This window comes from Variovorax sp. V35 (assembly GCF_041154465.1).
Taxonomy (GTDB): domain Bacteria; phylum Pseudomonadota; class Gammaproteobacteria; order Burkholderiales; family Burkholderiaceae_C; genus Variovorax; species Variovorax boronicumulans.
The window spans coordinates 7,127,855-7,150,076 of the sequence record NZ_AP028666.1 but is presented as its reverse complement, the minus strand read 5'-3'; the positions used below and the strand labels follow the sequence as shown (position 1 = coordinate 7,150,076).

Below are 22,222 nucleotides of genomic sequence, written 5' to 3'. Positions count from 1 at the left end.
TCTCAGCCTTGGATCTGTGTCGTGAGGGTGAAGTTGTGCGTCAACTCATCCTGCGGGCTTTGCCAGCAGAGCGTTACCGTCACGACGTTGTTGGGTCCAACGACGATCTGCTGCTGCAACCCGGAGGCACCAGGCAGGGCGCCCTGGTTGGTTGTATTGCTCAACTCGGAAAGCCAACTGGTCACCAGTGGGTTGGCGGCTGTGTTGTCGCCTGGGTCACAGGCTGTCGCACTGGCATTCAAGGCGTAGGTCGGGACATTGAAGCGGTCCACCCACATGCGCCCGACGATCTGGTTCGCGAAGAAGCTGGCCTTGGCACGGTAGTCGGCGTCGCTCACGGCGCGAATGGCCGTCGCCTGCAAGCCGAGGATCCCGAGAATCGCGAGGGAAAAAATGGCGATCGCAACGAGTGCTTCGATCAGCATCACGCCGCGTTGAGCACTGGGCCGCCGACGAATGGCGCGAAATTTTTTTCTCTGTGCACTCATGAGCAACCTTGCGGGGTGGTGGCCAAGGAGTGGCCCGGATCGCACATGCGGATGTCGCCGCCGGGCGCCAGGATGATCGCCAGCCGGCGTACGTCGGTGGTCGCGCCGGTGATATCGATCTGGCGCGCGGTTGTTGCCGTGGTGAGTCGTCCCAGGCCGGTGAATGTGATGGTGGCTGGCATGCCGGCTCCAGGGTCGGGTGTCGTGGTGCCCACGGCATCGGAAACCTGGACGCGGGCATTGGACGAGGCATTGCCTTCCCGATGTTCTTGCACCAAGTCGTTGAGATTCGTGGGTGTATCCGGGAGCGCGCCGTAGAGGGCCCAGTCGGTGCCTCCCGCAAGGGCCACGCCGTTCGATTTGTTCGTCAGCGTGAACTGGACGTTGCCGTTGCGTCGGATCGCTTCGGCTCGAGCCAGTTGCAAGCCGTTGAGCACGGATTCAGCGGCGGTGCGAACCTGTGCGTTGCGAATGAAGCTCGCATAGCTGGGATATGCGAGCATGAACAGGACCGCGAAGAGTGCGATCCCGACCATCAATTCGATCAGGGTGAAGCCCGCCGCCGTGCGGTGAACCCTTGGCTTCATGGCTTGCGCACAATCCATTTGGTCTGCGTGCCGGTGAAGTTCCAGGCGCAACTGCTGCACGTCGTGGACGGCTGGTTTTTTTGGTCCAGCATGTACTTGAGGCCCGTAACCGAGGTGCCGGTGTTGCCGGTGGCAGCGAGCGAGTAGCCTTGGCCGGTGGACGAGGGCGTGCAGCCGTACTGGAAGTTGGCTGTGGTGGCTGGAGGATCGATGCCGCAGGTGCCATCGGCTTTGACATAGGTGCGGTGATCTTGGTAGTACTGCTCAAGTTGGGTGCGATAGCTCGACAGGTTCCCGGGCGCTTCTTGAACATTGCCCCGTCGCACGTAGTCCGAGTAGTTCGGGTAGGCAATGCTCGCAAGGATGGCCACGATGGCGATCGTGACCATGACCTCGATCAAGGTGAACCCTTTCAGCGCCCGTCGTGGTTCTGGTGCACCCATCCTTGATCGGGTGGGCAATGCAACTCGCTGGTTCATCAAGACTGCCTTTCAAGCCGGATTCAAGCCCGCGGATCGGACTTGGAAACAATTGCGAAATATTGTTAAATAATGTGTCGATTTGCCAATCTTTCCAAAGCCACTCGCCCGGCAGCCGTGACCACTCGTCGGATCGAGAGGGGGGCACAATGGGCTCGTGCAGCTTTTTTCAGCCCGTCTTGACCCGCGTCCTTCATCGGGTCGGACCCTCTGCGGCGTGCGCGCAGCGCTGCTGGCATCCGCGTTTCTTTCCCCCCTGGTGGCGGGGCCGTCGGTCACTGTGTGGCAGCAGTTGGTGTCTTGGAGCTGTCTCGCGGGTTGGCTTCTCTGTGCCTCGGCGTTGGCTTGGCCTGCTTCTGGGCTGACTCGTTGGCTGGGTGCAAGCGCAGCGGTGCTGGCGCTCACCGGAATCTGGGGTGCCGCTGGGTGGCCCCTCGCATTCCCACTGGCTGTGCTCGTCGCCATAGCGCTGGCAGCAGGCTTGGGTGCCCGTTCATCAAGCAGCGATATCTCTGTATCGACGGCAACGGCTTGGGGGCTCTTCGGCGCGGGATTGCTCAACGCCGTGCTGGGCTTGTTTCAGTACTACGACCTGGCGGGCGGCCTCGCGTCCTGGGTCGCTTCACCTCCCACAGGGCGGGCGTGGGGCACGCTGCGCCAGCGCAACCAGTTCGCCACGCTTCTCAGTCTGGCCCTCGTTGCCATGTTGTGGCTCTATGGCACACGGGATTCGCGCCAAGCGCGATGGGGGCTGATGGCGGCGGCCGTCGTATTGATTGCCGCCGCAGCGGCCTCCTTGTCGCGCACCGGATTGCTTCAGTTCGGAGGGGTCATGGCGGTTGCGAGCCTTGCGGCTTGGCGAGAGCGCCGCGGGCGGGTGATTCCGGGATCCTTTCGCCTTCCGCCGCCACTCGTTCTGCTGGCAGGGATTGCGCTTTACTTCGCCTTCGATGCGGTGTTGCCTTATCTCGCCGCGGGTGGTGATGGCCCGGCCGTCACTGCGGTTTTGGCATCACGCCTGCAACCCGCCGTCGTCACCACCGACAGCCGTGTCGTCCTCTGGCAGAACGTCCTGACCCTGATCGCCCAGCGCCCCCTCACCGGCTGGGGCTGGGGCGAGCTCAGCTTCGCGCACTTCGCCACGCTGTACAACGGCCCGCGTTTCCCCGTGATCCTCGACAACGCCCACAACCTGCCGCTGCACCTCGCGGTCGAGCTGGGCATTCCGGCGGCGCTGCTCATCTGCGGCGGCTTTCTGTGGATGGTGGGTGCGGCGAAGCCTTGGCGCGAGCGCGATCCCTTGCGGCTGATGGCGTGGGGCCTGCTCGGCGTCATCCTCGTGCACAGCCTGCTCGAATACCCGCTCTGGTACGGCCCGTTCCAGCTGGTGTTCGGTCTGTGCCTCGGCATCTTGTGGCCAGAATCACCCAAGCGCCCGGAAGCGAACGGCAGAAAACTCGCCGCATTCGCTGCAGCCGCAGCTTGGGTCGCCGTCATCGGCTACGCCGCCTGGGACTACACCCGCATCAGCCAGATCTACCTGCCGCGCGAGGCCCGCATGCCGGCCTACCGCGACGACACGCTCGCCAAGCTCCAGGGCTCGTGGCTGTTTTCACGCCAGGTGGATTTCGCCGAGGTGACGCTGACGACCGTCACGCCGGCGAATGCCGCGCACATGCACGAACTGGCCGGGCGCGTGCTGCACTTTTCGCCCGAGCCGCGTGTCATCGTGAAGCTGATCGAAAGCGCCGAGCTGCTGGGGCGCGATGCAGAAGCGCACGCGCTGGCCGAGCGCTTCCGTGTAGCGTTTCCAGCCGCGTTCGCCCGCTGGCTGGACAACCGCCCGGACGACGCACCCGAGCTATAGCCGCTGGATTTCAGCCCGCCGTCGCGACGTAGCTCCCCGACTTCCCGCCGTGCTTCTCCAGCACATGCACGTCGGTGATCCGCATCCCGCGGTCCACGGCCTTGCACATGTCGTAGATGGTGAGCAGCGCGACCTGCACGGCGGTCAGGGCTTCCATTTCCACGCCGGTCGGGCCGACGGTCTCGACGGTCGCGGTGCAGGCCACCTGCGGCGCCTGGCCGCCCTCGGCGAGCGCGAAGGCCACGGCCACGCGGGTCAGCGCCAGCGGGTGGCACAGCGGGATCAGGTCGCTGGTCTTCTTGGCGGCCTGGATGCCGGCGATGCGTGCGATGCCCAGCACGTCGCCCTTCTTGGCGGTGCCCGATTCGATCAGCGCCAGCGTCGCAGGCTGCATCTCGATGCGGCCGGTGGCCACGGCCACGCGGTGGGTGGCGGGCTTGGCCGCCACGTCGACCATGTGGGCCTGGCCCTGGGCGTCAAAATGGGTGAGGGTGCTCATCGGTGAACGTTCGTTTTGAAGATGCATCATACGAGCCCGAGCCACAGACGAGGAATGCCGCGCTTGACTCCCTCTTCCCACAAGAAAACGCGCCCGACGCCCCTCCGGCATGCGGTGTGCGCTACCTTTTTGATAGCTTCCCAGGTGCTGCTGCCGGCCCCCGCGCTGGCGCAGGTGCAGCAGATCCTGCCGGGCCTCGGTGACGGCGGCGAGATGACGGCCAGCGCCGAGCGCCGGCTGGGCGACCAGATCGTGCGCGAGCTGTACCGCGACACGGACTACATCGACGACCCGGTGATCGCCGCCTATGTGCAGGACATCTGGCAGCGCCTGCTGGCCGCCGCGCGCTCGCGCGGCGAGCTCACGCCGGAGCTCGACGAGCGCTTTGCCTGGACCATCCTGCTGGGGCGCGACCGCAACATCAACGCCTTCGCGCTGCCGGGCGGCTACCTCGGGCTGAACCTGGGGCTGCTGGCCGCGGTCGGCAGCCGCGACGAGCTGGCGACGGTGCTCGGGCACGAGCTGTCGCACGTCACGCAGCGCCACATCTCGCGCATCATGAACAAGCAGGGCAAGCAGATGCCCCTGATGATCGCCGGCCTGATCCTCGGGATGATCGCCGCCAGCAAGAGCCGCAATTCCGACGCCGGCCAGGCCGTGATCATGGGCAGCCAGGCGCTGTTCATGCAGAACCAGCTGAGCTTCTCGCGCGACATGGAGCGCGAGGCCGACCGCATCGGATTCGGCGTGATGACGCAGGCGGGCTTTGCGCCGCAGGGCGCCGCGGCGATGTTCGAGAAGCTGCAGTACGCCTCGCGCCTGAACGACAACGGCTCGTACCCGTACTTGCGCAGCCACCCGCTGACGACCGAGCGCATCTCGGACATGCAAGGGCGGTTCCAGTTCCGCGCCGACGCCGCGCCGCCGGTGGTGCCGCTGGTCATGGACCACGCCATGGTCGCCTCGCGCGCCCGCGTGCTGACGCGCCCGGGCGTCGACGTGCTGCGGCTGTGGGTCAATGCGGCGTCGAGCGGCGAGTTCGCGGGCAGTTCACCGGCCCAGCAGGCGGGCACGCTCTACGCGGCGGCGATGGCGGCCAAGGAGCTGCGCGATTTCAAGGCGGCGCGCGCGCTGGCCGAGCGGCTCGTGGCCCGCACGGCCGACGACGCGGCCGCGAGCAAGCAGGCGCGCTGGCTGCAGGCCGAGATCGAACTCGCGGCCGGCGGCGCCGCTCGTGCGGCGGCGCTGCTCGACGCCAAGTCGAAGGAGCGGCCCGAGATGATCCTCGCGGCCGAAGCCGCGATCGCCCAGCGCCAGCCTGCGCCGATGGTGCCCGTGCTGCGCGACTGGGTGGCCGTCCACCCGCGCGACGCCACGGTCTGGCGCACGCTGGCCAACCTGTACGGGGCGCAGAACGACACGCTGCGCGCCATTCGTGCCGACGCCGAGGCCAACGTGGCGATCCTCGACTACCCGGCGGCGCGCGACCGCTTCAAGGCGGCGCAGGAGCTGGTCCGCAAGTCGGGCGCGCCCATCGACCACTACGAGGCATCGATCATCGACACGCGCGCACGCGCCGTCGACGTGCTGGTCAAGCAGCAGGCCGAGGAGCCGCCGCTGAAGTAGTGAAGTGTCGAGGGGCGGCGTTCAGCGCCGGGAGGACAGCAGCCCGCCCAGCGCGCTCTCGATGAGCAGCCCGAGCAGCGAGTAGATCAGCGAGCCCAGCAGCGCGGCGAGGAAGCCGTTCACATGGAAGCCGCCGAGCAGGCCCGAGGCGGCCCAGAACAGCAGGGCGTTGATCACGAACAGGAACAGCCCGAGCGTGACGATGGTGACCGGCAGCGTCAGGATCACCAGCACGGGCCGCACGACCATGTTGAGCAGGCCGATCACGGCCGCCGCGAGCAGCGCCGAACCGAAACTCTGGACCTGGACGCCGCTGTAGAGGTAGGCGACCGCGAGCAGCGCGACGGCGCTGAGCAGCCATTTGAGGAGGATGCGCATGCGCCGCAGGATACCCCACGGGCCCGCACAAAAGAACAAGCCCCGCTGCGTTGCCGCAGCGGGGCTTGTGTCGGTTCGGGAGGGCGTGCGGCCCTGATCAGGCTTACTCGGCCAGCTCGTTGGCCAGCACCAGCAGCGCGCCCATGCCCATCACGGCGCCGGGAAAGGCCCAGCCCGATTGCTTGGCCGGGGTCTGGTCGGGCGTGACCGGTTCCAGGTCGACGCCGATCTTCGGGCGGCGCGCATCGACCACGTGGGTGGCCGCGTGCTCGCGCTTGAGTTGCTGCGTCAGGTCGGTCAGCGGGCCCTTGGCCAGCACCGCCGTCACCTGGCCGCCGTTGCGTTCGAGCAGCGGCAGCATCTGCGCCTGCACCTTGCTGAACCACTTGGCGCGCCAGTTCTCGCGCGCGCTGTGGCTCACCCACTTGCTGATCCGGTGTGTCATGCGCGGCGCGCAGGCCACGAGCACCCAATGGCGCGCCACGACGTTGTTCGCATCCGGCGCCAGTTCGGCGAACTGCTCGCTGGCATAGACGGCGTCGTCGACGTAAAGAATGATCTTTTCCATGAGTGCTCTCCTTTGATAGTTAGAGTGACAGAGACCGGATTGATGCAAGAAGTTTCAGTGCGGGGCGTTTATCGTTCAACGAACGCTCAGTGGGCCGGGGTGGCGGGGGCCGGCTTGCGCGAAGCCACCCACTTGCCGATCGCCAGCACCAGCAGCGCACCGATGATGCCGGCGGCGTACTTGATGGTGTCGGTCTGCGGCACCTTCGGCACCCAGGTCCAGTTGGCGGGGTTCGCCAGGGCCGGGTCGGACACGGCCATCGTGCCGGCGATCCAGCCCAGCAGCATGCCGCCCAGCGTGATGATCATCGGGAAGCGGTCCATCAGCTTGATGACCAGCTGGCTGCCCCAGACGATGATCGGGATGCTCACGAGCAGGCCGAAGATCACCAGCGGCATCTGGTGGCCGTCGCCCGCGCCTTGTGCGGCACCGGCGATGGCGATCACGTTGTCCACGCTCATGACCAGGTCGGCCACGATCACGGTCTTCACGGCGCCCCAGAGGCGGTCGCTGCCGGCGATGTTGCCGTGCGCGTCGTCATGGTCGGGGGCCAGCAGTTTCACGCCGATCCACAGCAGCAGGATTGCGCCCACCAGCTTCAGGAACGGAATCGCGAGCAGCGTGAGCGCGAAGAAGATCAGGATCACGCGCAGCACGATGGCGCCGGCGGTACCCCACAGGATGCCCTGGGTGCGTTGCGCGGGCGGCAGCTTGCGGCAGGCCAGCGCGATGACGACGGCGTTGTCGCCGCCCAAAAGAATGTCGATCATGATGATCTGACCGACTGCGACCCAGAATTCCGGGGCCATGAACTGTTCCATAGATTCCTCTTTGTCTTGGCGCCACGCCCGCAGCTCCCTGATGGGGACCACGACGGGCAGCGGCATGCCGATGCGTTTCGATTCACCCTGCGCGGGTGCGGTCGAAAGCGGGGGAGCGAAGGCCGGGTGACACCGGGGACTTGCGAACGCTTCGACCAAACCTGCGCAGGTTCAAATCGAAGGTCTCGCTCGACAACAGCAAGCGCGCCGACCTGCGTCCGCGCGTGTGTCGCCCGACAGGCCGGAAGTGTTGTGCTTCGTATTGACGACCTGACGATTCACGCTGCCCGGGGACAGCGATCGGGAGCTACTCCCCTTCGTGGGCGGGATTAGAGCATTGAAGACCGCGCCGAGGCAACCAAAAGTTTTCTTTACATTTAAGGGCAAAGGTCCGGAGGGGCGCATGCAGCGGGCATTTGATGCTCCATTTTTGGGAGCGACTATGGCCCTAAAAAGGAGCGGGACATTGCGGGACTATGATCGCCGCTCGCTGTTTTTTCACTCTCCATGGCCGCCATCCACATCACCGACATCGAGGCCGCCATCAACCACTGGCGCGAGAAGTCTCCCTCGCCCGACGGCATCACGCTGGCGCCCGAGTTGCGCGCGCTGGCCGAGGTCTACGCGCTCATGGTCTTCCACCACGAAGACGAGGTCGACGAGGTCGGCTTTCCCGCCAAGGCCTGGGCCGCCTGGCTCGACTGGTACCACAGCACGCCCGACACGCCCTGCATCGCGATCTGCTCGACCAGCCAGGGCGACGACGAGTGCAAGGGCTGCGGACGCAGCTTCGACGAGGTGCAGTACTGGCCGGCCATGACGCCGGTCGAGAAGCGCGTCACCTGGCGCCGCATCACCATGGAAGACTCGGCCTGGCGCTTCAACCGCTATGCCGAGCGCGCACGCGAAGCCGAGCCGACCGCTGCAGAGACCGAGTTCGACCCGGACGACGAGAAAAACTGGGCCCCCTGACCATGCGCCGCCTCGCGCAAGCCCCCAACCTCGCGATCGCGACCGTGTGGGCGCACGCCTTGCGCGAGGAGGGCGTGGCCGCGACGGTGCAGCGCGAATTCCTCGGCGCGGTCATGGGCCAGCTGCCGCCCGACCAGTGCCTGCCCGAGATCTGGATCGACGACGAATCCCAGTACGAACTCGCGCGGCGCCTGCTGCACGAACTGCAGCACCGGCCGCAGCGCAGTTGGCGCTGCGTGTGCGGCGAGCAGGTCGAAGGCGGTTTCGAGCAGTGCTGGCAGTGCGGCGAGATGATGCCGGCGGCCTAGCCGCCCGGACCCTTCACTTCCACTTGAGCAGCTCGACGTCGATGCTGTTCACGCCGTCGCCCAGCGTCAGCGTGCTTTCCTGGATCGTCGCCTGCAGCTGCATGCTGCGCTGCGCCAGCCTCGCGAGCGCCTGCGAGGCCTCGGTCGGCACGCGATAGACCTTCAGGTTCTGCGGCCGCGTGAGCTTGCTCTCGATGCCGCGCCACCAGATCTCGGCCGCGTGGTTGAAGCAGTAGACGATCACCTCGTCGGCCTTGCCGCAGGCCTTGATGATGGGCTTGTCTTCCGGTTGGCCGACCTCGATCCATATCTTGGTCTGGCCCGTGAAGTCGCGCAGCCACACGTCGGGCTCCTCGACGTTCGACAGGCCCGCGCCGAAGGCCAGCGTGCCGTCGCCGTTGCAGATGTCCTGCAGCTGGTGCGCGTTGAGCGCGAGCGCGACCAGCCGGATCATCATCCGCTCGTCGGTCTCGCTGGGGTGGCGCGCCAGGGTCAGCGCATGGTCGGCGTAGTAGCCGTGGTCGATGTCGGCCACCGCGAGGGTGGCCTTGAAGATGGTGGATTTGAGAGCCATGGGTGCGCGAGTGTATGCGCGCGCCCCTTCGGCCTCAGAACGCCAGCGACGCCTGCAGGTACACCGTGCGCGGCTGGCCCACGTACTTGCCGCCGTTGTTGTCGACCGAGCGGTTGTAGTAGCGGCGGTCGAACAGGTTCTTCACGCCCACGGCCAGCTTCAGGTGGCTCAGCGAGGGGCCGAAGTCGTAGGCGGCGCGCAGGTTCACCGTGCCGTAGCCCGGGATGTCGCCCAGCCGCCCGCTCGGGTCTTCCACGGTGATGTACTTCGCGCCGTCGTCCGGCGAGCCCGGCGAACGCTGCTTGGATTGCGCGTAGAGGTCGGCGTTGAGCGTCCACGGCCCGCGCTCGTAGCGCGCGCCGAGCGTCGCGACATGGCGCGAGTAGAAGGGCAGGTCGCGCCCCGCGAACACGCCGGCCTTCGAGGTGGCCTGCGTGTACGTGTAGGTGCCCGACACCGACAGCCCCTTGAGCGCGTCGCTCAGGCTGCCCAGGTCGTAGCGCAGCGCCGACTCCAGCCCGCGGTGGCGCGTGGCGCCCAGGTCGGTCCACTGGCCGACGTCGCCGGTGATGGAGCGCGCCAGCTGCAGCTCCTTGTCGAAGTTGATGTTGAACAGCGTCAGCTCGCCGCTCCACGATTCGCCCTTGTACTTGGTGCCGATCTCGTAGGTCTTGGCCTTTTCGGGGTGCAGGCTGGTGGTCGACTGCGCGAGCTGGGCGTACTGCTGCGGGCCGAACGACACGCCGGCATTGGCGAACAGCGTCCAGCGCTCGCTCATGCGGTAGAGCACCGACAGCGTGGGCAGCACCTCGTTGGAATCGATCTTCGGGTAGATCGCGTTGGTGATGCGGTTGTTGGCCACGGTGAACACGTCGTTGTGCGAGCGGAAGGATTCGTAGCGCACGCCGGGTGTGACCGTCCAGTTGCCGAAGTCGATGCGGTCGTCGATGTAGAACGCGTGCGCGGTCGTGCCGCCCTTGCTGGTCTGGTACGCCGGCTGCGCGAGCGCGTAGGCGTCGAAGCCCGGCGCCGGCCGGTAGTAGCTGCTGCGCGTGGCCGTTTCGGAGGCATCTTCCTTCAGGTAGCGCGCGCCGATGCTGATTTCCTGCACCACGCTGCCCGAGTCGATCAGGCGCGAGTAGCGCGGCTCGAAGGCGTAGGTCTTGTAGTTGCGCGGCGCGGTGGTCAGGCGGCGGCGGTTGGCGTTGGCGCCCGTGCCTTCCTGCTCGAGGTAGCTGCTGCGGTACGAGTCCGTGTAGTAGGTCAGCATCTCGAACTTGTTCACGCCGTCGTTGTGCGTGTACTTGAGCGAGCCGTCGGTGCGGCGGCCCGTGAACTCGTCGTAGGGGCGGTCCGACTGGAACGGGTTGGCCGCGAATTGCGCCGTCGTCAGGCCGCCGGGCATGCGCCCCTTGCCTTCGAAGTGGTGCAGCGAGATCGCGATGTCGTCGGTCTTCGAGATTCGGTAGGCGCCCTTGAGCATCAGGTCGTCGATGCTGGTGTGGTCGTTGCCCTGGCGCCAGCCGTCGCCATGCGTGCCCGAGTACAGCAGCGCCAGGCCCAGGCCGTTCTCGTTGGTGCCGCCGATGAACAGGCTCGGCGTGGTCTTGGTGCCGCCGCCGTGGCTGGCGCTCTCGACGCCCACGCCGACTTCGCCCGCGAACTGCTTGGGGATCGAGCGCGTCACGAAGTTGATGATGCCGCCCACGTTCTGGGGGCCGTAGCGCACCGAGCCTGCGCCGCGCACCACGTCGACCGCCTCGAGGCTGCCGAGCGACACCGGTGCCAGCGACAGCTGCGGCTGGCCGTAGGTCGCGTAGGCCAGCGGCATGCCGTCCAGCAACACGGTCGAGCGCGGCGACAGCCGCGAGGTCAGGCCGCGCACGCCCACGTTGAGCGAGATGTCGCTGCCGCCGGTGCCGTTGCTCTCCTGCACCTGCACGCCGGGCACCTGGCGCAGCACGTCGCGCACGCTGGTCGAGCCGCTTTCCTGGATCTGCTGGCGCTCGACGATGCTGCGCGCGCCGGCGTGCTCGAGCACCTTGGTCTCGGTGGGCGTGCCGAGCCAGTCGCCGGTGACGGTGATGGCCTCGAGCGACTTCGACGGCTCGGCGTCGGCCGCGAAGCTGTGCAGGCTCAGGGGCAGCAGGGCCAGGGCGATGGCGGTCTTTTTGTGCGGGAACAAGGGGAGTCCTCCTCGATGTATTTGTGATGGATGAAGGGATGGGATGTGTGTGTCGTTCAGGGCGCCGCGCCGCGGGACAGCGCCTGGCTGCGCGCGGCCGCAGCCACGGCGCGCCGGCGCCACCAGAGCCACACGCCGCTCAGGCCGAGGCCGGTCAGCGCCAGGCCCAGCAGCGCGGTGACCGCCTGGTGCACCACGCCGCCGAGCACGCCGGTGTGCAGCGGATAGATCACGACCACCGCGCCGTTGCCGGTGTCCATGTCCTGCCAGCGGCGCACGCCGAGCAGCTCGCCCGTGACCGGGTGCACCCACACCGAGCCGATGCCGTTCGGGTGCGGGTCGTCGGCGAGCCGGAAGCGTACGCGCAGCGGCCGGTCCGCGCGGCCGGGCACCTGCACGTAGCCGATGGGCTGGCCGGGGAACACGGCCTGCGCGCGGGCGACGAGGTCGTCGAGCGGCAGGCGAGGGCCGGTGGCGGTGCCCTTGGGCACCCCGGGTGCCTTGGCAGGTGTTTGCCCGAGCGCGGTCGAGATGAAGCCGCCCAGCGGTCGCCAGGCCATGTAGGCGCCGGTGAAGACCGACACCGCGATCAGCAGTCCGAGCACGGCGCCGCCCGTGCGGTGCAGGTCGAACAGCCCGCGCAGCAGGCCGCGGTCCAGCACGATGCGCAGCGAGGGCGGCCAGCGCGCCGGCCACCACAGCACCACGCCGGTGACCAGCAGGAACAGGTAGGCCAGCGCGGCGATGGCGAGGATGCCCTTGCCGGTGTCTTCCAGCAGCAGGCTGCTGTGCAGCTCGAACAGCAGGTTGTAGGCGCCTTCGTGCGTGCCGCGGCGGCCCTGTTCGGCGCCGGTGGCGGGGTCGAGGTAGAGCGTGCCGTCCCACGGGCCGCGCACCAGCACCCAGAGCGTGTCGCCGGGCTGGCGCGGCGGGCGCAGCATGAGGTTGGTGTCGGGGCCGAACTCGGCGAGCAGGCGTTGGCGCAGCGGCTCCAGCGGCGCCGGGGCCGTGCTGCTGTTGCTGCGCGCGACGAAGAACTCAGGATGCGCTGCGCGGTCGAGCGGCAGCGCCACGACCAGCACAGCGCCCAGCAGCGCCGTGAGGGCGAGCAGCGGCCCGAGCGTGAGGCCGATCCATCGGTGGAGCGTGAGCCAGAGGCGTCTCAGTGGGGCGCGCCGCATGAACAACGGGGACGTCGAGGCGTCCCGTCTGGGTTGTCGGCTGGCGTGCCCCAAACGGGGCACGTTGGCTGGGAGGTATCGGTGGGCGAACGAGGCGCGCCGGCCGTGGGCGGCACGGGCCGGCGGATCGTCGCGGGGGAGGCCTAAATTCTACGGGCCAGCTCGGCCGCCTTGCCGGTGTAGCTGGCGGGCGTCATGGCCAGGAGGCGGGTCTTCTCTTCCTCGGGAATGGCCAGCGAGCGGATCAGCCCGTGCAGCGCCTCGGCCGTCACGGTCTTGCCGCGCGTGACTTCCTTGAGCTGCTCGTAGGCGCCCTGCACGCCGAAGCGGCGCATCACGGTCTGGATCGGTTCGGCCAGCACTTCCCACGAGGCCTCGAGGTCGTCGGCCAGCGCTTCCTGGTTGATCTCGAGCTTGCCCAGGCCGGTGGCCAGGCTCGCGTAGGCCAGCGTGGCGTAGCCGAAGGCCACGCCGATGTTGCGCAGCACCGTGCTGTCGGTCAGGTCGCGCTGCCAGCGGCTGATGGGCAGCTTCTCGCTCAGGTGGCGCAGCACCGCGTTGGCCAGGCCCAGGTTGCCCTCGGCGTTCTCGAAGTCGATCGGGTTGACCTTGTGCGGCATGGTCGACGAGCCGATCTCGCCCTTCTTCAGGCGCTGCTTGAAGTAGCCCAGGCTCACGTAGCCCCAGATGTCGCGCGAGAAGTCGACCAGGATCGTGTTGACGCGCGCCACGGCGTCGAACAGCTCGGCCATGTAGTCGTGCGGCTCGATCTGGATGCTGTACGGCTGGAAGCTCAGGCCCAGGCCCAGCGGCGCGGGCGTCTCGACGACCTTGCGGCTGAAGGCTTCCCAGTCGAACTCGGGCCAGGCGGCCAAGTGGGCGTTGTAGTTGCCCACGGCACCGTTCATCTTGCCCAGCAGCTGCACGGTGGCGATCTGCGCGCGGGCCTTGGTCAGGCGCACCGCCACATTGGCGATTTCCTTGCCCACGGTGGTCGGGCTGGCGGTCTGGCCGTGCGTGCGCGAAAGCATCGACACGTCGGCGAACTGGTGCGCCATTTCGCGCAGCTTGGCGATCAGGCCGTCGATGGCCGGCAGCACCACGGTGTCGCGCGCGGCCTGGATCTGCAGGGCGTGGCTGGTGTTGTTGATGTCTTCGCTGGTGCAGGCGAAGTGCACGAATTCGGCGGCGGCCAGCAGCTCGGGGCGGGCTTCGAACTTCGACTTGATCCAGTATTCGACGGCCTTCACGTCGTGGTTGGTGGTCTTCTCGATGTCCTTGATGGCCAGCGCGTCGGCCTCGGAAAAGTGCGACACCAGCCCCATCAGGTACTTGCGGGCGCCGCCCGTGAGGGGCTTGAACTCGGCGAAGCCGCAGTCGGACAGCGCAATGAACCAGGCCACCTCCACCTGCACGCGACGGTGCATATAGCCCTGTTCGCTCATCAGCGGGCGCAAGGCCGCGAGTTTGGCCGCATAGCGGCCGTCAAGGGGGGAGAGGGCGGAGACGGTGGAAAAGCTCATGCCCGAATTTTAGGCGGCCGCCGGGTGGCCGCGCCGCGGGGGAATTCGGGCGCCGTCTTTTTCCCTTCACCTAAAATGCCTGCGAACAAACGTTAACAAGCGATGGGGAGAGAGCCTTCATGAAACTGATCGGATCCGCCGCCAGCCCGTATGTGCGCAAGGTGCGCGTGGTGCTGGCCGAAAAGCGGCTCGACTACCAGTTCGTGATCGAAGACGTCTGGTCCGCAGACACCACGATCGCCCATTCGAATCCGCTGGGCAAGGTGCCGTGCCTGATCATGGAAGGCGGCGAGGCGATGTTCGACTCGCGCGTCATCGTCGAGTACATCGACACCCTGTCGCCCGTGGGCAAGCTCATTCCGCAGCAAAGCCGCGAGCGCGCCGAGGTCAAGACCTGGGAAGCGCTGGCCGACGGCGTCATGGACGCCGGCGTGCTCTGGCGCCTCGAGGCCACCTGGACCGGCCGCACCGACGGCGAGCGCAGCGCCGCCTGGATCGAGCGCCAGCGCGCCAAGGTCCAGGCCGGCGTGGCCGCCATGGCCAAGGGCCTGGGCGACAAGCCCTTCTGCAGCGGCATCCACCTGAGCCTGTCCGACATCGCGGTCGGCTGCGCGCTGGGCTGGCTGGGGCTGCGTTTTCCCGAAATCGACTGGCGCGGCGACCACGCCAACCTGGCCAAGTTGTACGACAAGCTCATGCTGCGGCCGAGCTTCATCGACACCCAGCCCTGAAACGACAAAGCGCCCCGCGGGGCGCTTTTTTCTTGGGGCCGTTCGGGCCACCGCGTACAAGAAGGCCGAGGGGGGCGCTGCGTCATCGCGGGCCCCGCTGTCGGCGGGAAGACAAAAATGCTGCGAGGCGCCCCGACACGAAGGAGGGAGGGAGGGAGGAGGAGAAGAATCGCCTCGGGATTTCAACCGGACGGCAGGCGCCCGGAAGACCTCGCAACATGAAAACCTGTGGGCCTTGGCCGCCCACGCTCAAGTATGAGCGCGGTGCCGCCGCACGGTTCCCGTTCGAGTGGTAAACGTTTGTGACTCAAAGTTCACATTGCAGGGCCGGTCAGTCGCCGCTGGGGCCGAGCTGTTTCTCGATCACCTGGATGAAGCCGTTCTCGTCGGGCGCCGTCATGCTCGACCACGCCTGCACCACCTTGCCGTCGCGTCCGATCAGGTACTTGTAGAAGTTCCATTTCGGCGTCGTGCCCGAGGCCTGCGCGAGCTGCTTGAACAGCGGGTTGGCGTCGGTGCCGCGCACCGACGACTTGGCGAACATCGGGAATTTCACGCCGAAGGTGCTTTCGCAGAAATCGGCGATTTCCTTGTTGGAGCCCGATTCCTGGGAGAAATCGTTCGACGGGAAGCCCAGCACCACCAGGCCGCGGGCGCGGTACTTCATGTCCAGCGCCTCCAGCCCCTTGTACTGCGGGGTGAAGCCGCAAAAACTGGCCGTGTTGACCACCAGGACCACTTTTCCGGAGTACTGGCACAGGTTCTGGGGCTTTTCATCCTGCAGCCGCGGGAAGCTGTGCTGCAGGATCGCCGGGCACCCGGTGGCGCCGCCCACCGCGGGCGCGGCAGGGGCTGCGGGGGCCGTCTGGGCACCCGCCGACAGGGCGGCGGACAGGCCCGCCACGAGGGAAAAGGCCGTGGCGCAACGTCGCAGCATCGACAATCGGGCGGGGGTTCGCATGACGGGCTCCTGGATCGAAAAGGGGGGTGTGCATCTATGGCGCGGGCGCGCGCACAAGCACATCATCGCGCGTCTGTCACGGGCGCGCCAAACGGCCCGACTAAAATCGGCGGCCATTGAAAGACTTTGATGCTCTACCCGGAACTCTTCAGACAACTCGAATCCGTCCGCTGGGACATGGACAAGGACATCCCCTGGCAGTCGTTCGACGCTTCCTTGCTGACTGAAGAGCAGGCGCAGACCATCAAGATGAATGCCATCACCGAGTGGTCGGCGTTGCCGGCCACCGAGATGTTCCTGCGCGACAACCGGCACGATAGCGACTTTTCGGCGTTCATGTCGATCTGGTTCTTCGAAGAGCAGAAGCACTCGCTGGTGCTCATGGAGTACCTGAAGCGCTTCAGCCCGCAGCACGCGCCCACCGAGCAGGAACTGCACGAGGTGCGCTTCGACTTCGACCCGGCGCCCCCGCTCGAAACCCTCATGCTGCACTTCTGCGGCGAGATCCGCCTGAACCACTGGTACCGCCGCGCCGCCCAGTGGCACACCGAGCCGGTCATCAAGCACATCTACACCACGCTGAGCCAGGACGAAGCCCGCCACGGCGGCGCCTACCTGCGCTACATGAAGCGCGCCATGGAAAAGTTCGGCGACGAAGCCCGCGCCGCCTTCACCAAGGTGGGCGTGCTCATGGCCAGCGCGCGCCGCACGGCCCAGGCGCTGCACCCGACCAACCTGCACGTGAACAAGGCGCTGTTCCCGAACGACACCATCCAGAGCCGCATGCCCGATCCCGACTGGCTCGAGCATTGGCTGGACAAGCAGATCAAGTTCGACGCCGGCTGGGAAACCAAGGTCGGCGAGCGCATCCTGCACAACCTGAGCCTGTTGATGAACCGCAGCTTCAAGACCGTGCAGGAGTTGAACCGCTACCGCAAGGAAGTCTCGGCCACGCTGGGCCCCAAGCCCGAATACCAGGGCGCCTGAGCCGTCCCAGGACATCGATGAAATCGCCCCGCATGCCGGGGCGATTTTTTTGGCCGCGGCCTGTCACAGCGCACGGGCCTCGAACGTCTAATCGGGCATGGACGACCCGACCCTCACTTTCGACAGCCACCGCCGCCGCCTCCAGGGCATCGCTTACCGCATGCTCGGCTCCGTGGCCGAGGCCGAAGAGGTGGTGCAGGACGCCTGGCTGCGCTGGCACGAGGCCGACAAGGCCAGTTTCGACAGCGCCGAAGCCTGGCTCGTGACCGTCGTCACGCGCCTGTCGATCGACCGGCTGCGCAGCGCCAAGGTCCAGCGCGAGCACTACATCGGCCCGTGGATGCCCGAGCCCACGCTCACCGGGTCGCCCGACACGCCCGAGGAAACGCTCGAGCGCGTCGACAACATCTCCGTCGCCTTCCTGGCCGTGCTCGAGCGCCTGGCGCCCGAGGCGCGCGCCGCCTTCCTCATGCGCGAGGTGTTCGACGCCGACTACGACGAGATCGCCCAGACCCTCGGCAAGAGCGAGGCCGCCTGCCGCCAGCTGGTGCACCGCGCCAAGGCCCAGGTGCAGGAGGCGCGCCCGCGCTTCCAGGTCTCGCGCGACACCCACCAGCGCCTGCTGCGTGCCTTTGCCGACGCTGCCGCGCGCGGCAGCATGCAGGACCTGAAGGCGCTGATGGCGGAAGACGTCGAACTCATCGGCGACGGCGGGGGCAAGGTGCAGACCTTCAGCAAGATCCTGCGCGGCAGCCAGCGGCTGGCGCAGCTGTACTTCTCGCTCTGGCGCCGCATGGGCGCGGGCGTGCGCATGGAGCTGGTCGAGCTCAACGGCGAGCCCGGGATGCTGCGCTTTCTGGACGGCGAACTCGAATCGGCCCAGACCTTCGAGATCGAGGGCGAGCGCATCGTGCGCATCCGCGCCCAGCGCAACCCCGACAAGCTGGCGCGCATCGCCCAGCTGTTCGCGGCCAAACGGGGCGGTTGAAGAGAAAATTCGCGCGGCCTGTCACAGGGCCGGTGGCTGGCGCGTCTTCAGGGGGTAGCAAGCAGATTTCGCTGTTTTCCTTCAACCACCCTGGAGTACATCTCATGAGCCAAGCCCCCGCCCTCCGTCTCGCCTGGACCAAGTTCGCCCCCAAGTCCTTCCAGGCCATGATCGCCGTCAACGGCAGCTTCGAGTCGAGCACGCTCGGCAAGGTGCTGATCGACCTCGTGTTTGCCCGCGTCTCGCAGATCAACGGCTGCGCCTACTGCCTGGACATGCACGTGCGCGACCTGCGCGTGCAGGGCGAAGACTGGCAGCGCATCAACAGCCTGGCCACCTGGCGCGAGGTGAGCCTGTTCAACGAACGCGAGCGCGCCGCGCTGGACTGGGCCGAAACGCTCACGCGCCTGGCCGACCACCACGCCGATCGCGATGCCGAGTTCGAGGCCCTGAAGGCCGTGTTCAGCGACCAGGAAATCGTCGAGCTGTCGCTCGCCGTGGCGCAGATCAACGCGTGGAACCGCCTGGGCGTGGGCCTGCGTTCGCAGGTCGTGGCCAAGGCGATGCCCTGAGCCGGGCGGCGCGTTCTAGCGCCGCTCGACCACCATCGGCGCGATGCGCAGGTTGTCGCGCAGCTGCGTGACGGCCTCGCCCGCCGCATTGCGCGACGGGAACGGCCCGGCCTGCAGGCGGTGCGTGCCGGCTTCGCTGAACACGCGCAGCTGCGGTGCCAGCGTGGGCAGGCCGCGCGCGGCCTGGCTTCTCAGCGTCTCGGCGCCGTCGCGTTCGCGGAACGCGCCGAGCTGCACCCAGAAACCGGCGGCAGCGGAAGAGGGCGCCGATGACGTGGCCGGCGCGGCGAGCGGGGCCAGCGGCGCAAGGTCGGTCACCACCATCGCCTCGCGCGGCCCGGCCGGTGCCTCGGGTTCCGACGGTGCCGCGGCGGCCATCACCGGCGTTTGCGGTGCCACGGGCATCGTCGCGGCGGGGGCTGCAGCGGCGGTCATCGCGACCGGCGCGACCCAGGCCGACGGCACGGCCACTGGCGCAGCCGCCACCCGGACGGGGGCTGGCGCTGGCGCAGGTGCCGCGGCATAGGCCGTGCCCGCGTCGCGGCGCCAGGCGCCGGTGCGGATGTCGTCGTTGGTGATGCGCTCGATCTCCACCGGCGCCACGCCGCGCAGCAGGTCGAGCTTCAGCGCCGCCGTGTAGCTCAGGTCGATCACGCGGCCGTCCACGAAGGGGCCGCGGTCGTTCACGCGCACGATCACTTCGCGCCCGTTGGCCGGGTTGCGCACCCGCACATAGCTCGGCAGCGGCAGCGTCTTGTGCGCGGCCGTCATGGCGTACATGTCGTAGGGCTCGCCGCTCGCGGTCGAGGCCGCATGGAACTTGCGCCCGTACCACGAGGCGATGCCCGATTCGCGGAACGGCCGGTCGTCGGTGATCGGCACGTAGCCCCGGCCCAGCACCGTGTACGGCTTGCTGGTGCCGCCGCTGCTGCGGATCGCCTCGATGCGGGGCTCGGCGTCGGGCACGCGGTCGAGGTCCGACGGAATGTTGCTGCCCGGGCCGTCGCGGCCACTGGCGACGCCGCCGCCACTGCTGCGCGGTCCGCTGGCGCAGCCCGCCAGCACGAGCGCGGCGGCCAGGGCGCAGGCCGTCAGCGCGCGGGAGGCGAGGGCGCGGTCAGCCAAAGACCGCCTTCCACAAGGCCAGCATGGCGTCGCGTTCGGCGCTCAGGGCGGGCGGCGTGACCTGCGTGGGCTCTTCGTTCAGGCGTGCGGTGTGCTGCACGCGGCGCAGCTCGCGGTAGGCGGTGGCGGCGTTGCGGCCCACGCCTTCGGGCAGCAGCCCGGCCTGTTCGGCGCGCAGCAGCAGCGCGATGTTGCCCAGGTTGGGAATCAGCTCGGGGTGCGCGCCCGAGGCCGACAGCACCAGGAACTGCACCGCGAACTCGGCATCGACCATGCCGCCGGGGCTGTGCTTCACGTCGAAGCGGTCGGCCTTCACGGGACGGGCACCGCGCAGCTTGTTGCGCATGCCGATGATCTCGGCCTTCAGCGCCTCGCGGTCGCGCGGGGCCACCAGCACGGCCTCGCGCACCTGGTCGAAACGCGCGCCCAGTTCGGCGCCGTGGTCGGCGCTGCCCAGCACGAAGCGCGCGCGCGTCATGGCCTGGTGCTCCCAGGTCCAGGCGGTGTTGCTGCCGCGACCGAGCTGGTACTTTTCGTAGGCCTCGAAGCTGGTGGTGAGCAGGCCCGAGTTGCCGTTGGGGCGCAGCGCGGTGTCGATCTCGAACAGGTCGCCCTCGCGCGTCTTCACCGTGAGCCAGTTGATGAGCTTGCGCACGTAGGCCGCATAGACCTCGCCGGCGCGCTCGTCGTCATCGTCGTAGACGAACACGATGTCCAGGTCGCTGCCGTAGCCGAGTTCTTTGCCGCCCAGCTTGCCGTAGCCGATGATCGCGAACTGCGGCACCTCGCGGTGTCGGTTGCGCACATGCGGCCAGCACCAGCGTGCGGTCACGCGCAGCGTGGTGTCGGCCAGCGCACTGAGGTCGTCGGCCACCTGTTCGACGGTGATGCGGCCGTCCACGTCGCGCGCCAGCGTGCGGAACACCTCGGCGTGGTGGGCGTGGCGCAGCAGGTTCAGCAAACGCTCTTCGTCGGCCTCGCCGGTGCGGGTGAGCGAGGTGTGGCGCGCTTCGAGTTCGCGCTCGAATTCGTCGGCGATGAAGCGGCCCGAGAGCATCTCGTCGCTCGCGAGCTCGTCGATCACGCCGGGGTGCTGCATGAGGTAGCGCGCGGGCCATTTCGCGGCGCCCAGCAGGCGCAGCAGGCGCTCCTGCACGGCGGGGCGTTCGACCAGCAGCGCCAGGTAGCTCTCGCGGCGCATCAGCGGCTCGATCCAGTCGGCCCAGCGCATGGCGGCATCGACGTGGCGCGGCGTCTGTCCCGCGCCGTCGCCGTCGGGCTCCTTCAGCCACTGGCCGGTGCGTTGCACCAGCTGGCGCAGGCGGCCCCGGGTTTCCTCGCGCAGGGCGAGCACGCGCGGCGTTTCGCACCAGTCGCGGATGCGCTCGGCGAACACGGGCGGCAGGTCGTCGAGCAGGTCGGCCAGGTCGGCGGGCGCGGCGGCCTTCTTGCCGTTGCACTTGCCGTTGCAGGGCTTCTCGCCGCCCAGCAGCTTGTCGAACTCCTGGGCCACGAACTCGCGGTGGGTGTCGAGCTGTTCGAGGAAGGGGCAGCAGTCGGCATAGCCCATCGACTGCGCGATCCAGCGCAGGTCGTCGTCGTTGACCGGCAGCACGTGCGTCTGCTGGTCGTCCAGGTACTGGATGCGGTGCTCCACGCGGCGCAGGAACTCGTAGGCCGCGGCCAGCGTGTCGGCCGTGTCCTGCGGCATGAGGTTGGCGCGTGCCAGCCGCTGCAGCGCGTCGAGCGTGGGGCGCGTGCGCAGCTCGGGGAACTGGCCGCCGCGCACCACCTGCAGGAGCTGCACGGTGAATTCGATTTCGCGGATGCCGCCGCGCGAGAGCTTCACGTCGTTGGCGCGCTCGGGGCGTCCGGCGCTGCGGCGCGCCGACTGTTCGCGGATCTGGCGGTGCAGGATGCGCAGCGAGTCGAACACGCTGTAGTCGAGATAACGGCGGAACACGAAGGGCAGCACCACGTTGCGCAGCGCCTGGGCCTGGCCGTCGAGCACCACGGCGCGCGGCGCGACCACGCGGCTCTTCATCCAGGCAAAGCGCTCCCATTCGCGGCCCTGCACCTGGAAATACTCTTCCAGTGCGTCGAGCGAGACCACGCTCGGCCCCGAGTTGCCGTTGGGCCGCAGCGCCAGGTCGACGCGGAACACGAAGCCGTGCTCGGTCACGTCGCCCACCAGCGCATAGATGCGCTTCACGGCCCGCGCGAAGTACTCCTGGTTGGACAGCTTGCCGCGCCCGTCGGCATCGCCGGCCGTGTCGCCGTCCACGTCGTACAGGTAGATGAGGTCGATGTCGCTGGACACATTGAGCTCGCGCGCGCCGAGCTTGCCCATGCCGATCACCCACAGCTGCGAGCGCTGGCCTTCGGGGCCGAGCGGCGCGCCGTGCTGGGCGTCGAGTTCATGGCAGGCGTCCTGGCAGGCGATGTCCAGGGCCAGTTCGGCCAGCTCGGTCACGGCGGTGGTCACCACCGCGAGCGGGGCCTGCTGGTCGCAGTCGAGTGTGACCAGACGTTCCATCGTGAGCTGGCGCACGATGCGCAGCGCATCGCCCACGGCCACGCCGCGTGCGCGCAGGGCGTCGTAGGCGACGGTCATCGATTCGCGCCGGGGCTCGCCGGGCGGCAGCAATTCGAGCTCGGCCGCATAGCGGCGGCGCAGCCGCTGGACGAATCGGGAACTGGAAGAAAACGCGGGAGGCGTCGGATTGGATGGCAACTGATTCACACTGGTGTGGGTTGGCGCGGAACCCGGCTCAAGGCTGGCGGTCATAATTCCCGACACAG

The 22,222-nt window shown here is 67.9% G+C and carries 23 protein-coding genes; 9 read left to right on the top strand and 14 right to left on the bottom strand.

The window, feature by feature from the left end; translation table 11 throughout:
- Positions 1–2 precede the first annotated feature (2 nt).
- Genes ACAM42_RS33105 through ACAM42_RS33095 form a run of 3 tightly spaced genes read right to left on the bottom strand, consistent with a single transcriptional unit; the run spans position 3 to position 1,464 of the window.
- Entirely contained in the window at positions 3–488 is a 486-nt protein-coding gene (locus ACAM42_RS33105; protein ID WP_369630670.1) for a hypothetical protein, read from the bottom strand.
- Positions 485–1,075 (bottom strand): GspH/FimT family pseudopilin, encoded by a 591-nt coding sequence (locus tag ACAM42_RS33100; protein WP_369630669.1) that lies wholly within the window; start codon positions 1,073–1,075, stop codon positions 485–487. Before ACAM42_RS33100 ends, ACAM42_RS33105 begins: the two co-directional genes overlap by 4 nt.
- Positions 1,072–1,464: a type IV pilin protein gene (locus tag ACAM42_RS33095; RefSeq protein WP_369630668.1), complete on the bottom strand. Its 393-nt coding sequence runs from the start codon at positions 1,462–1,464 to the stop codon at positions 1,072–1,074. Before ACAM42_RS33095 ends, ACAM42_RS33100 begins: the two co-directional genes overlap by 4 nt.
- On the opposite strand from ACAM42_RS33095, the gene ACAM42_RS33090 reads away from it, so the two are divergent.
- On the top strand, positions 1,448–1,627 hold the full coding sequence (locus ACAM42_RS33090; protein WP_369630667.1) for a hypothetical protein: 180 nt from the start codon (positions 1,448–1,450) through the stop codon (positions 1,625–1,627). The two genes, ACAM42_RS33095 and ACAM42_RS33090, sit on opposite strands and share 17 nt — an antisense overlap.
- Positions 1,628–1,945: 318 nt before the next feature.
- Entirely contained in the window at positions 1,946–3,421 is a 1,476-nt protein-coding gene (locus tag ACAM42_RS33085) for a PglL family O-oligosaccharyltransferase (protein WP_369630666.1), read from the top strand.
- A 10-nt stretch (positions 3,422–3,431) separates the two neighbouring features.
- Here ACAM42_RS33085 and moaC read toward each other — a convergent pair whose 3' ends face one another.
- Positions 3,432–3,920: a cyclic pyranopterin monophosphate synthase MoaC gene (moaC, locus tag ACAM42_RS33080; RefSeq protein WP_062475294.1), complete on the bottom strand. Its 489-nt coding sequence runs from the start codon at positions 3,918–3,920 to the stop codon at positions 3,432–3,434.
- A gap of 54 nt (positions 3,921–3,974) precedes the next feature.
- Here moaC and ACAM42_RS33075 point away from each other — a divergent pair, with 54 nt between their 5' ends.
- Positions 3,975–5,546 (top strand): M48 family metalloprotease, encoded by a 1,572-nt coding sequence (locus ACAM42_RS33075; RefSeq protein ID WP_369630665.1) that lies wholly within the window; start codon positions 3,975–3,977, stop codon positions 5,544–5,546.
- A 21-nt stretch (positions 5,547–5,567) separates the two neighbouring features.
- On the opposite strand, the gene ACAM42_RS33070 is transcribed toward ACAM42_RS33075, so the two are convergent.
- From ACAM42_RS33070 to ACAM42_RS33060, 3 genes are all read right to left on the bottom strand, one after another.
- The gene (locus ACAM42_RS33070; protein ID WP_095747298.1) at positions 5,568–5,924 is read right to left on the bottom strand and encodes a phage holin family protein; all 357 of its coding nucleotides are present in this window, start codon (positions 5,922–5,924) and stop codon (positions 5,568–5,570) included.
- A gap of 103 nt (positions 5,925–6,027) precedes the next feature.
- Positions 6,028–6,492 carry a hypothetical protein gene (locus ACAM42_RS33065; protein ID WP_369630664.1) on the bottom strand — a complete coding sequence of 155 codons (465 nt, stop codon included), beginning with the start codon at positions 6,490–6,492 and terminating at the stop codon, positions 6,028–6,030.
- A gap of 86 nt (positions 6,493–6,578) precedes the next feature.
- On the bottom strand, positions 6,579–7,313 hold the full coding sequence (locus ACAM42_RS33060) for a TerC family protein (RefSeq protein WP_062475282.1): 735 nt from the start codon (positions 7,311–7,313) through the stop codon (positions 6,579–6,581).
- Positions 7,314–7,820: 507 nt separating this feature from the next.
- Between ACAM42_RS33060 and ACAM42_RS33055 the strand changes: the two genes are divergently transcribed.
- Together ACAM42_RS33055 and ACAM42_RS33050 are read left to right on the top strand one after the other, a co-directional pair.
- Positions 7,821–8,285, top strand: coding sequence for a DUF3717 domain-containing protein (locus tag ACAM42_RS33055; protein WP_062475279.1), 465 nt, complete (start codon positions 7,821–7,823; stop codon positions 8,283–8,285).
- A gap of 2 nt (positions 8,286–8,287) precedes the next feature.
- Positions 8,288–8,593 carry a DUF2007 domain-containing protein gene (locus ACAM42_RS33050; protein WP_369630663.1) on the top strand — a complete coding sequence of 102 codons (306 nt, stop codon included), beginning with the start codon at positions 8,288–8,290 and terminating at the stop codon, positions 8,591–8,593.
- A 13-nt stretch (positions 8,594–8,606) separates the two neighbouring features.
- Here the strand turns inward: ACAM42_RS33050 and ACAM42_RS33045 are convergent, their stop codons facing one another.
- From ACAM42_RS33045 to purB, 4 genes are all read right to left on the bottom strand, one after another.
- Positions 8,607–9,167 carry a YaeQ family protein gene (locus ACAM42_RS33045; protein WP_159279170.1) on the bottom strand — a complete coding sequence of 187 codons (561 nt, stop codon included), beginning with the start codon at positions 9,165–9,167 and terminating at the stop codon, positions 8,607–8,609.
- 34 nt (positions 9,168–9,201) lie between these two features.
- Positions 9,202–11,352 (bottom strand): TonB-dependent receptor family protein, encoded by a 2,151-nt coding sequence (locus ACAM42_RS33040; RefSeq protein WP_369630662.1) that lies wholly within the window; start codon positions 11,350–11,352, stop codon positions 9,202–9,204.
- A 56-nt stretch (positions 11,353–11,408) separates the two neighbouring features.
- Complete coding sequence (locus ACAM42_RS33035) at positions 11,409–12,533, bottom strand: PepSY-associated TM helix domain-containing protein (RefSeq protein WP_369630661.1); 1,125 nt, start codon at positions 12,531–12,533, stop codon at positions 11,409–11,411.
- Between the two features lie 143 nt (positions 12,534–12,676).
- A complete protein-coding gene (gene purB, locus ACAM42_RS33030; RefSeq protein WP_369630660.1) occupies positions 12,677–14,056 on the bottom strand; it encodes an adenylosuccinate lyase in 1,380 nt (459 codons plus the stop codon).
- A gap of 119 nt (positions 14,057–14,175) precedes the next feature.
- Between purB and ACAM42_RS33025 the strand changes: the two genes are divergently transcribed.
- Positions 14,176–14,787, top strand: coding sequence for a glutathione S-transferase N-terminal domain-containing protein (locus ACAM42_RS33025; RefSeq protein WP_369630659.1), 612 nt, complete (start codon positions 14,176–14,178; stop codon positions 14,785–14,787).
- Positions 14,788–15,118: 331 nt separating this feature from the next.
- On the opposite strand, the gene ACAM42_RS33020 is transcribed toward ACAM42_RS33025, so the two are convergent.
- The gene (locus ACAM42_RS33020; RefSeq protein ID WP_062475261.1) at positions 15,119–15,748 is read right to left on the bottom strand and encodes a glutathione peroxidase; all 630 of its coding nucleotides are present in this window, start codon (positions 15,746–15,748) and stop codon (positions 15,119–15,121) included.
- 129 nt (positions 15,749–15,877) lie between these two features.
- Between ACAM42_RS33020 and ACAM42_RS33015 the strand changes: the two genes are divergently transcribed.
- The 3 genes from ACAM42_RS33015 to ACAM42_RS33005 all read left to right on the top strand — a co-directional run bounded on the left by ACAM42_RS33015 (position 15,878) and on the right by ACAM42_RS33005 (position 18,295).
- On the top strand, positions 15,878–16,735 hold the full coding sequence (locus tag ACAM42_RS33015) for a hypothetical protein (protein ID WP_062475258.1): 858 nt from the start codon (positions 15,878–15,880) through the stop codon (positions 16,733–16,735).
- A 97-nt stretch (positions 16,736–16,832) separates the two neighbouring features.
- Positions 16,833–17,723: an RNA polymerase sigma-70 factor gene (locus ACAM42_RS33010; RefSeq protein WP_369630658.1), complete on the top strand. Its 891-nt coding sequence runs from the start codon at positions 16,833–16,835 to the stop codon at positions 17,721–17,723.
- A gap of 104 nt (positions 17,724–17,827) precedes the next feature.
- Entirely contained in the window at positions 17,828–18,295 is a 468-nt protein-coding gene (locus tag ACAM42_RS33005) for a carboxymuconolactone decarboxylase family protein (protein ID WP_062475252.1), read from the top strand.
- 15 nt (positions 18,296–18,310) lie between these two features.
- Here ACAM42_RS33005 and ACAM42_RS33000 read toward each other — a convergent pair whose 3' ends face one another.
- Together ACAM42_RS33000 and glnE are read right to left on the bottom strand one after the other, a co-directional pair.
- Positions 18,311–19,420, bottom strand: a complete 1,110-nt coding sequence (locus ACAM42_RS33000) for a septal ring lytic transglycosylase RlpA family protein (RefSeq protein ID WP_369630657.1) — start codon at positions 19,418–19,420, stop codon at positions 18,311–18,313.
- Positions 19,413–22,208, bottom strand: a complete 2,796-nt coding sequence (gene glnE / locus ACAM42_RS32995) for a bifunctional [glutamate--ammonia ligase]-adenylyl-L-tyrosine phosphorylase/[glutamate--ammonia-ligase] adenylyltransferase (RefSeq protein WP_369630656.1) — start codon at positions 22,206–22,208, stop codon at positions 19,413–19,415. Before glnE ends, ACAM42_RS33000 begins: the two co-directional genes overlap by 8 nt.
- Between the last annotated feature and the right edge of the window lie 14 nt (positions 22,209–22,222).

Bases quoted from the DNA above. Each gene is read 5' to 3' on its own strand.
- ACAM42_RS33060 (WP_062475282.1), bottom strand. From the start codon at position 7,313: ATGGAACAGTTCATGGCCCCGGAATTCTGGGTCGCAGTCGGTCAGATC.
- ACAM42_RS33105 (WP_369630670.1), bottom strand. From the start codon at position 488: ATGAGTGCACAGAGAAAAAAATTTCGCGCCATTCGTCGGCGGCCCAGT.
- ACAM42_RS33075 (WP_369630665.1), top strand. From the start codon at position 3,975: ATGCCGCGCTTGACTCCCTCTTCCCACAAGAAAACGCGCCCGACGCCC.
- ACAM42_RS33020 (WP_062475261.1), bottom strand. From the start codon at position 15,748: ATGCGAACCCCCGCCCGATTGTCGATGCTGCGACGTTGCGCCACGGCC.
- ACAM42_RS33035 (WP_369630661.1), bottom strand. From the start codon at position 12,533: ATGCGGCGCGCCCCACTGAGACGCCTCTGGCTCACGCTCCACCGATGG.
- moaC (WP_062475294.1), bottom strand. From the start codon at position 3,920: ATGAGCACCCTCACCCATTTTGACGCCCAGGGCCAGGCCCACATGGTC.
- ACAM42_RS33025 (WP_369630659.1), top strand. From the start codon at position 14,176: ATGAAACTGATCGGATCCGCCGCCAGCCCGTATGTGCGCAAGGTGCGC.
- ACAM42_RS33045 (WP_159279170.1), bottom strand. From the start codon at position 9,167: ATGGCTCTCAAATCCACCATCTTCAAGGCCACCCTCGCGGTGGCCGAC.
- ACAM42_RS33065 (WP_369630664.1), bottom strand. From the start codon at position 6,492: ATGGAAAAGATCATTCTTTACGTCGACGACGCCGTCTATGCCAGCGAG.
- ACAM42_RS33090 (WP_369630667.1), top strand. From the start codon at position 1,448: ATGGCGATCGTGACCATGACCTCGATCAAGGTGAACCCTTTCAGCGCC.
- ACAM42_RS33055 (WP_062475279.1), top strand. From the start codon at position 7,821: ATGGCCGCCATCCACATCACCGACATCGAGGCCGCCATCAACCACTGG.
- ACAM42_RS33095 (WP_369630668.1), bottom strand. From the start codon at position 1,464: ATGGTCACGATCGCCATCGTGGCCATCCTTGCGAGCATTGCCTACCCG.
- ACAM42_RS33010 (WP_369630658.1), top strand. From the start codon at position 16,833: ATGGACGACCCGACCCTCACTTTCGACAGCCACCGCCGCCGCCTCCAG.
- ACAM42_RS33100 (WP_369630669.1), bottom strand. From the start codon at position 1,075: ATGAAGCCAAGGGTTCACCGCACGGCGGCGGGCTTCACCCTGATCGAA.
- ACAM42_RS33005 (WP_062475252.1), top strand. From the start codon at position 17,828: ATGAGCCAAGCCCCCGCCCTCCGTCTCGCCTGGACCAAGTTCGCCCCC.
- ACAM42_RS33070 (WP_095747298.1), bottom strand. From the start codon at position 5,924: ATGCGCATCCTCCTCAAATGGCTGCTCAGCGCCGTCGCGCTGCTCGCG.
- ACAM42_RS33015 (WP_062475258.1), top strand. From the start codon at position 15,878: ATGCTCTACCCGGAACTCTTCAGACAACTCGAATCCGTCCGCTGGGAC.
- purB (WP_369630660.1), bottom strand. From the start codon at position 14,056: ATGAGCTTTTCCACCGTCTCCGCCCTCTCCCCCCTTGACGGCCGCTAT.
- glnE (WP_369630656.1), bottom strand. From the start codon at position 22,208: ATGACCGCCAGCCTTGAGCCGGGTTCCGCGCCAACCCACACCAGTGTG.
- ACAM42_RS33050 (WP_369630663.1), top strand. From the start codon at position 8,288: ATGCGCCGCCTCGCGCAAGCCCCCAACCTCGCGATCGCGACCGTGTGG.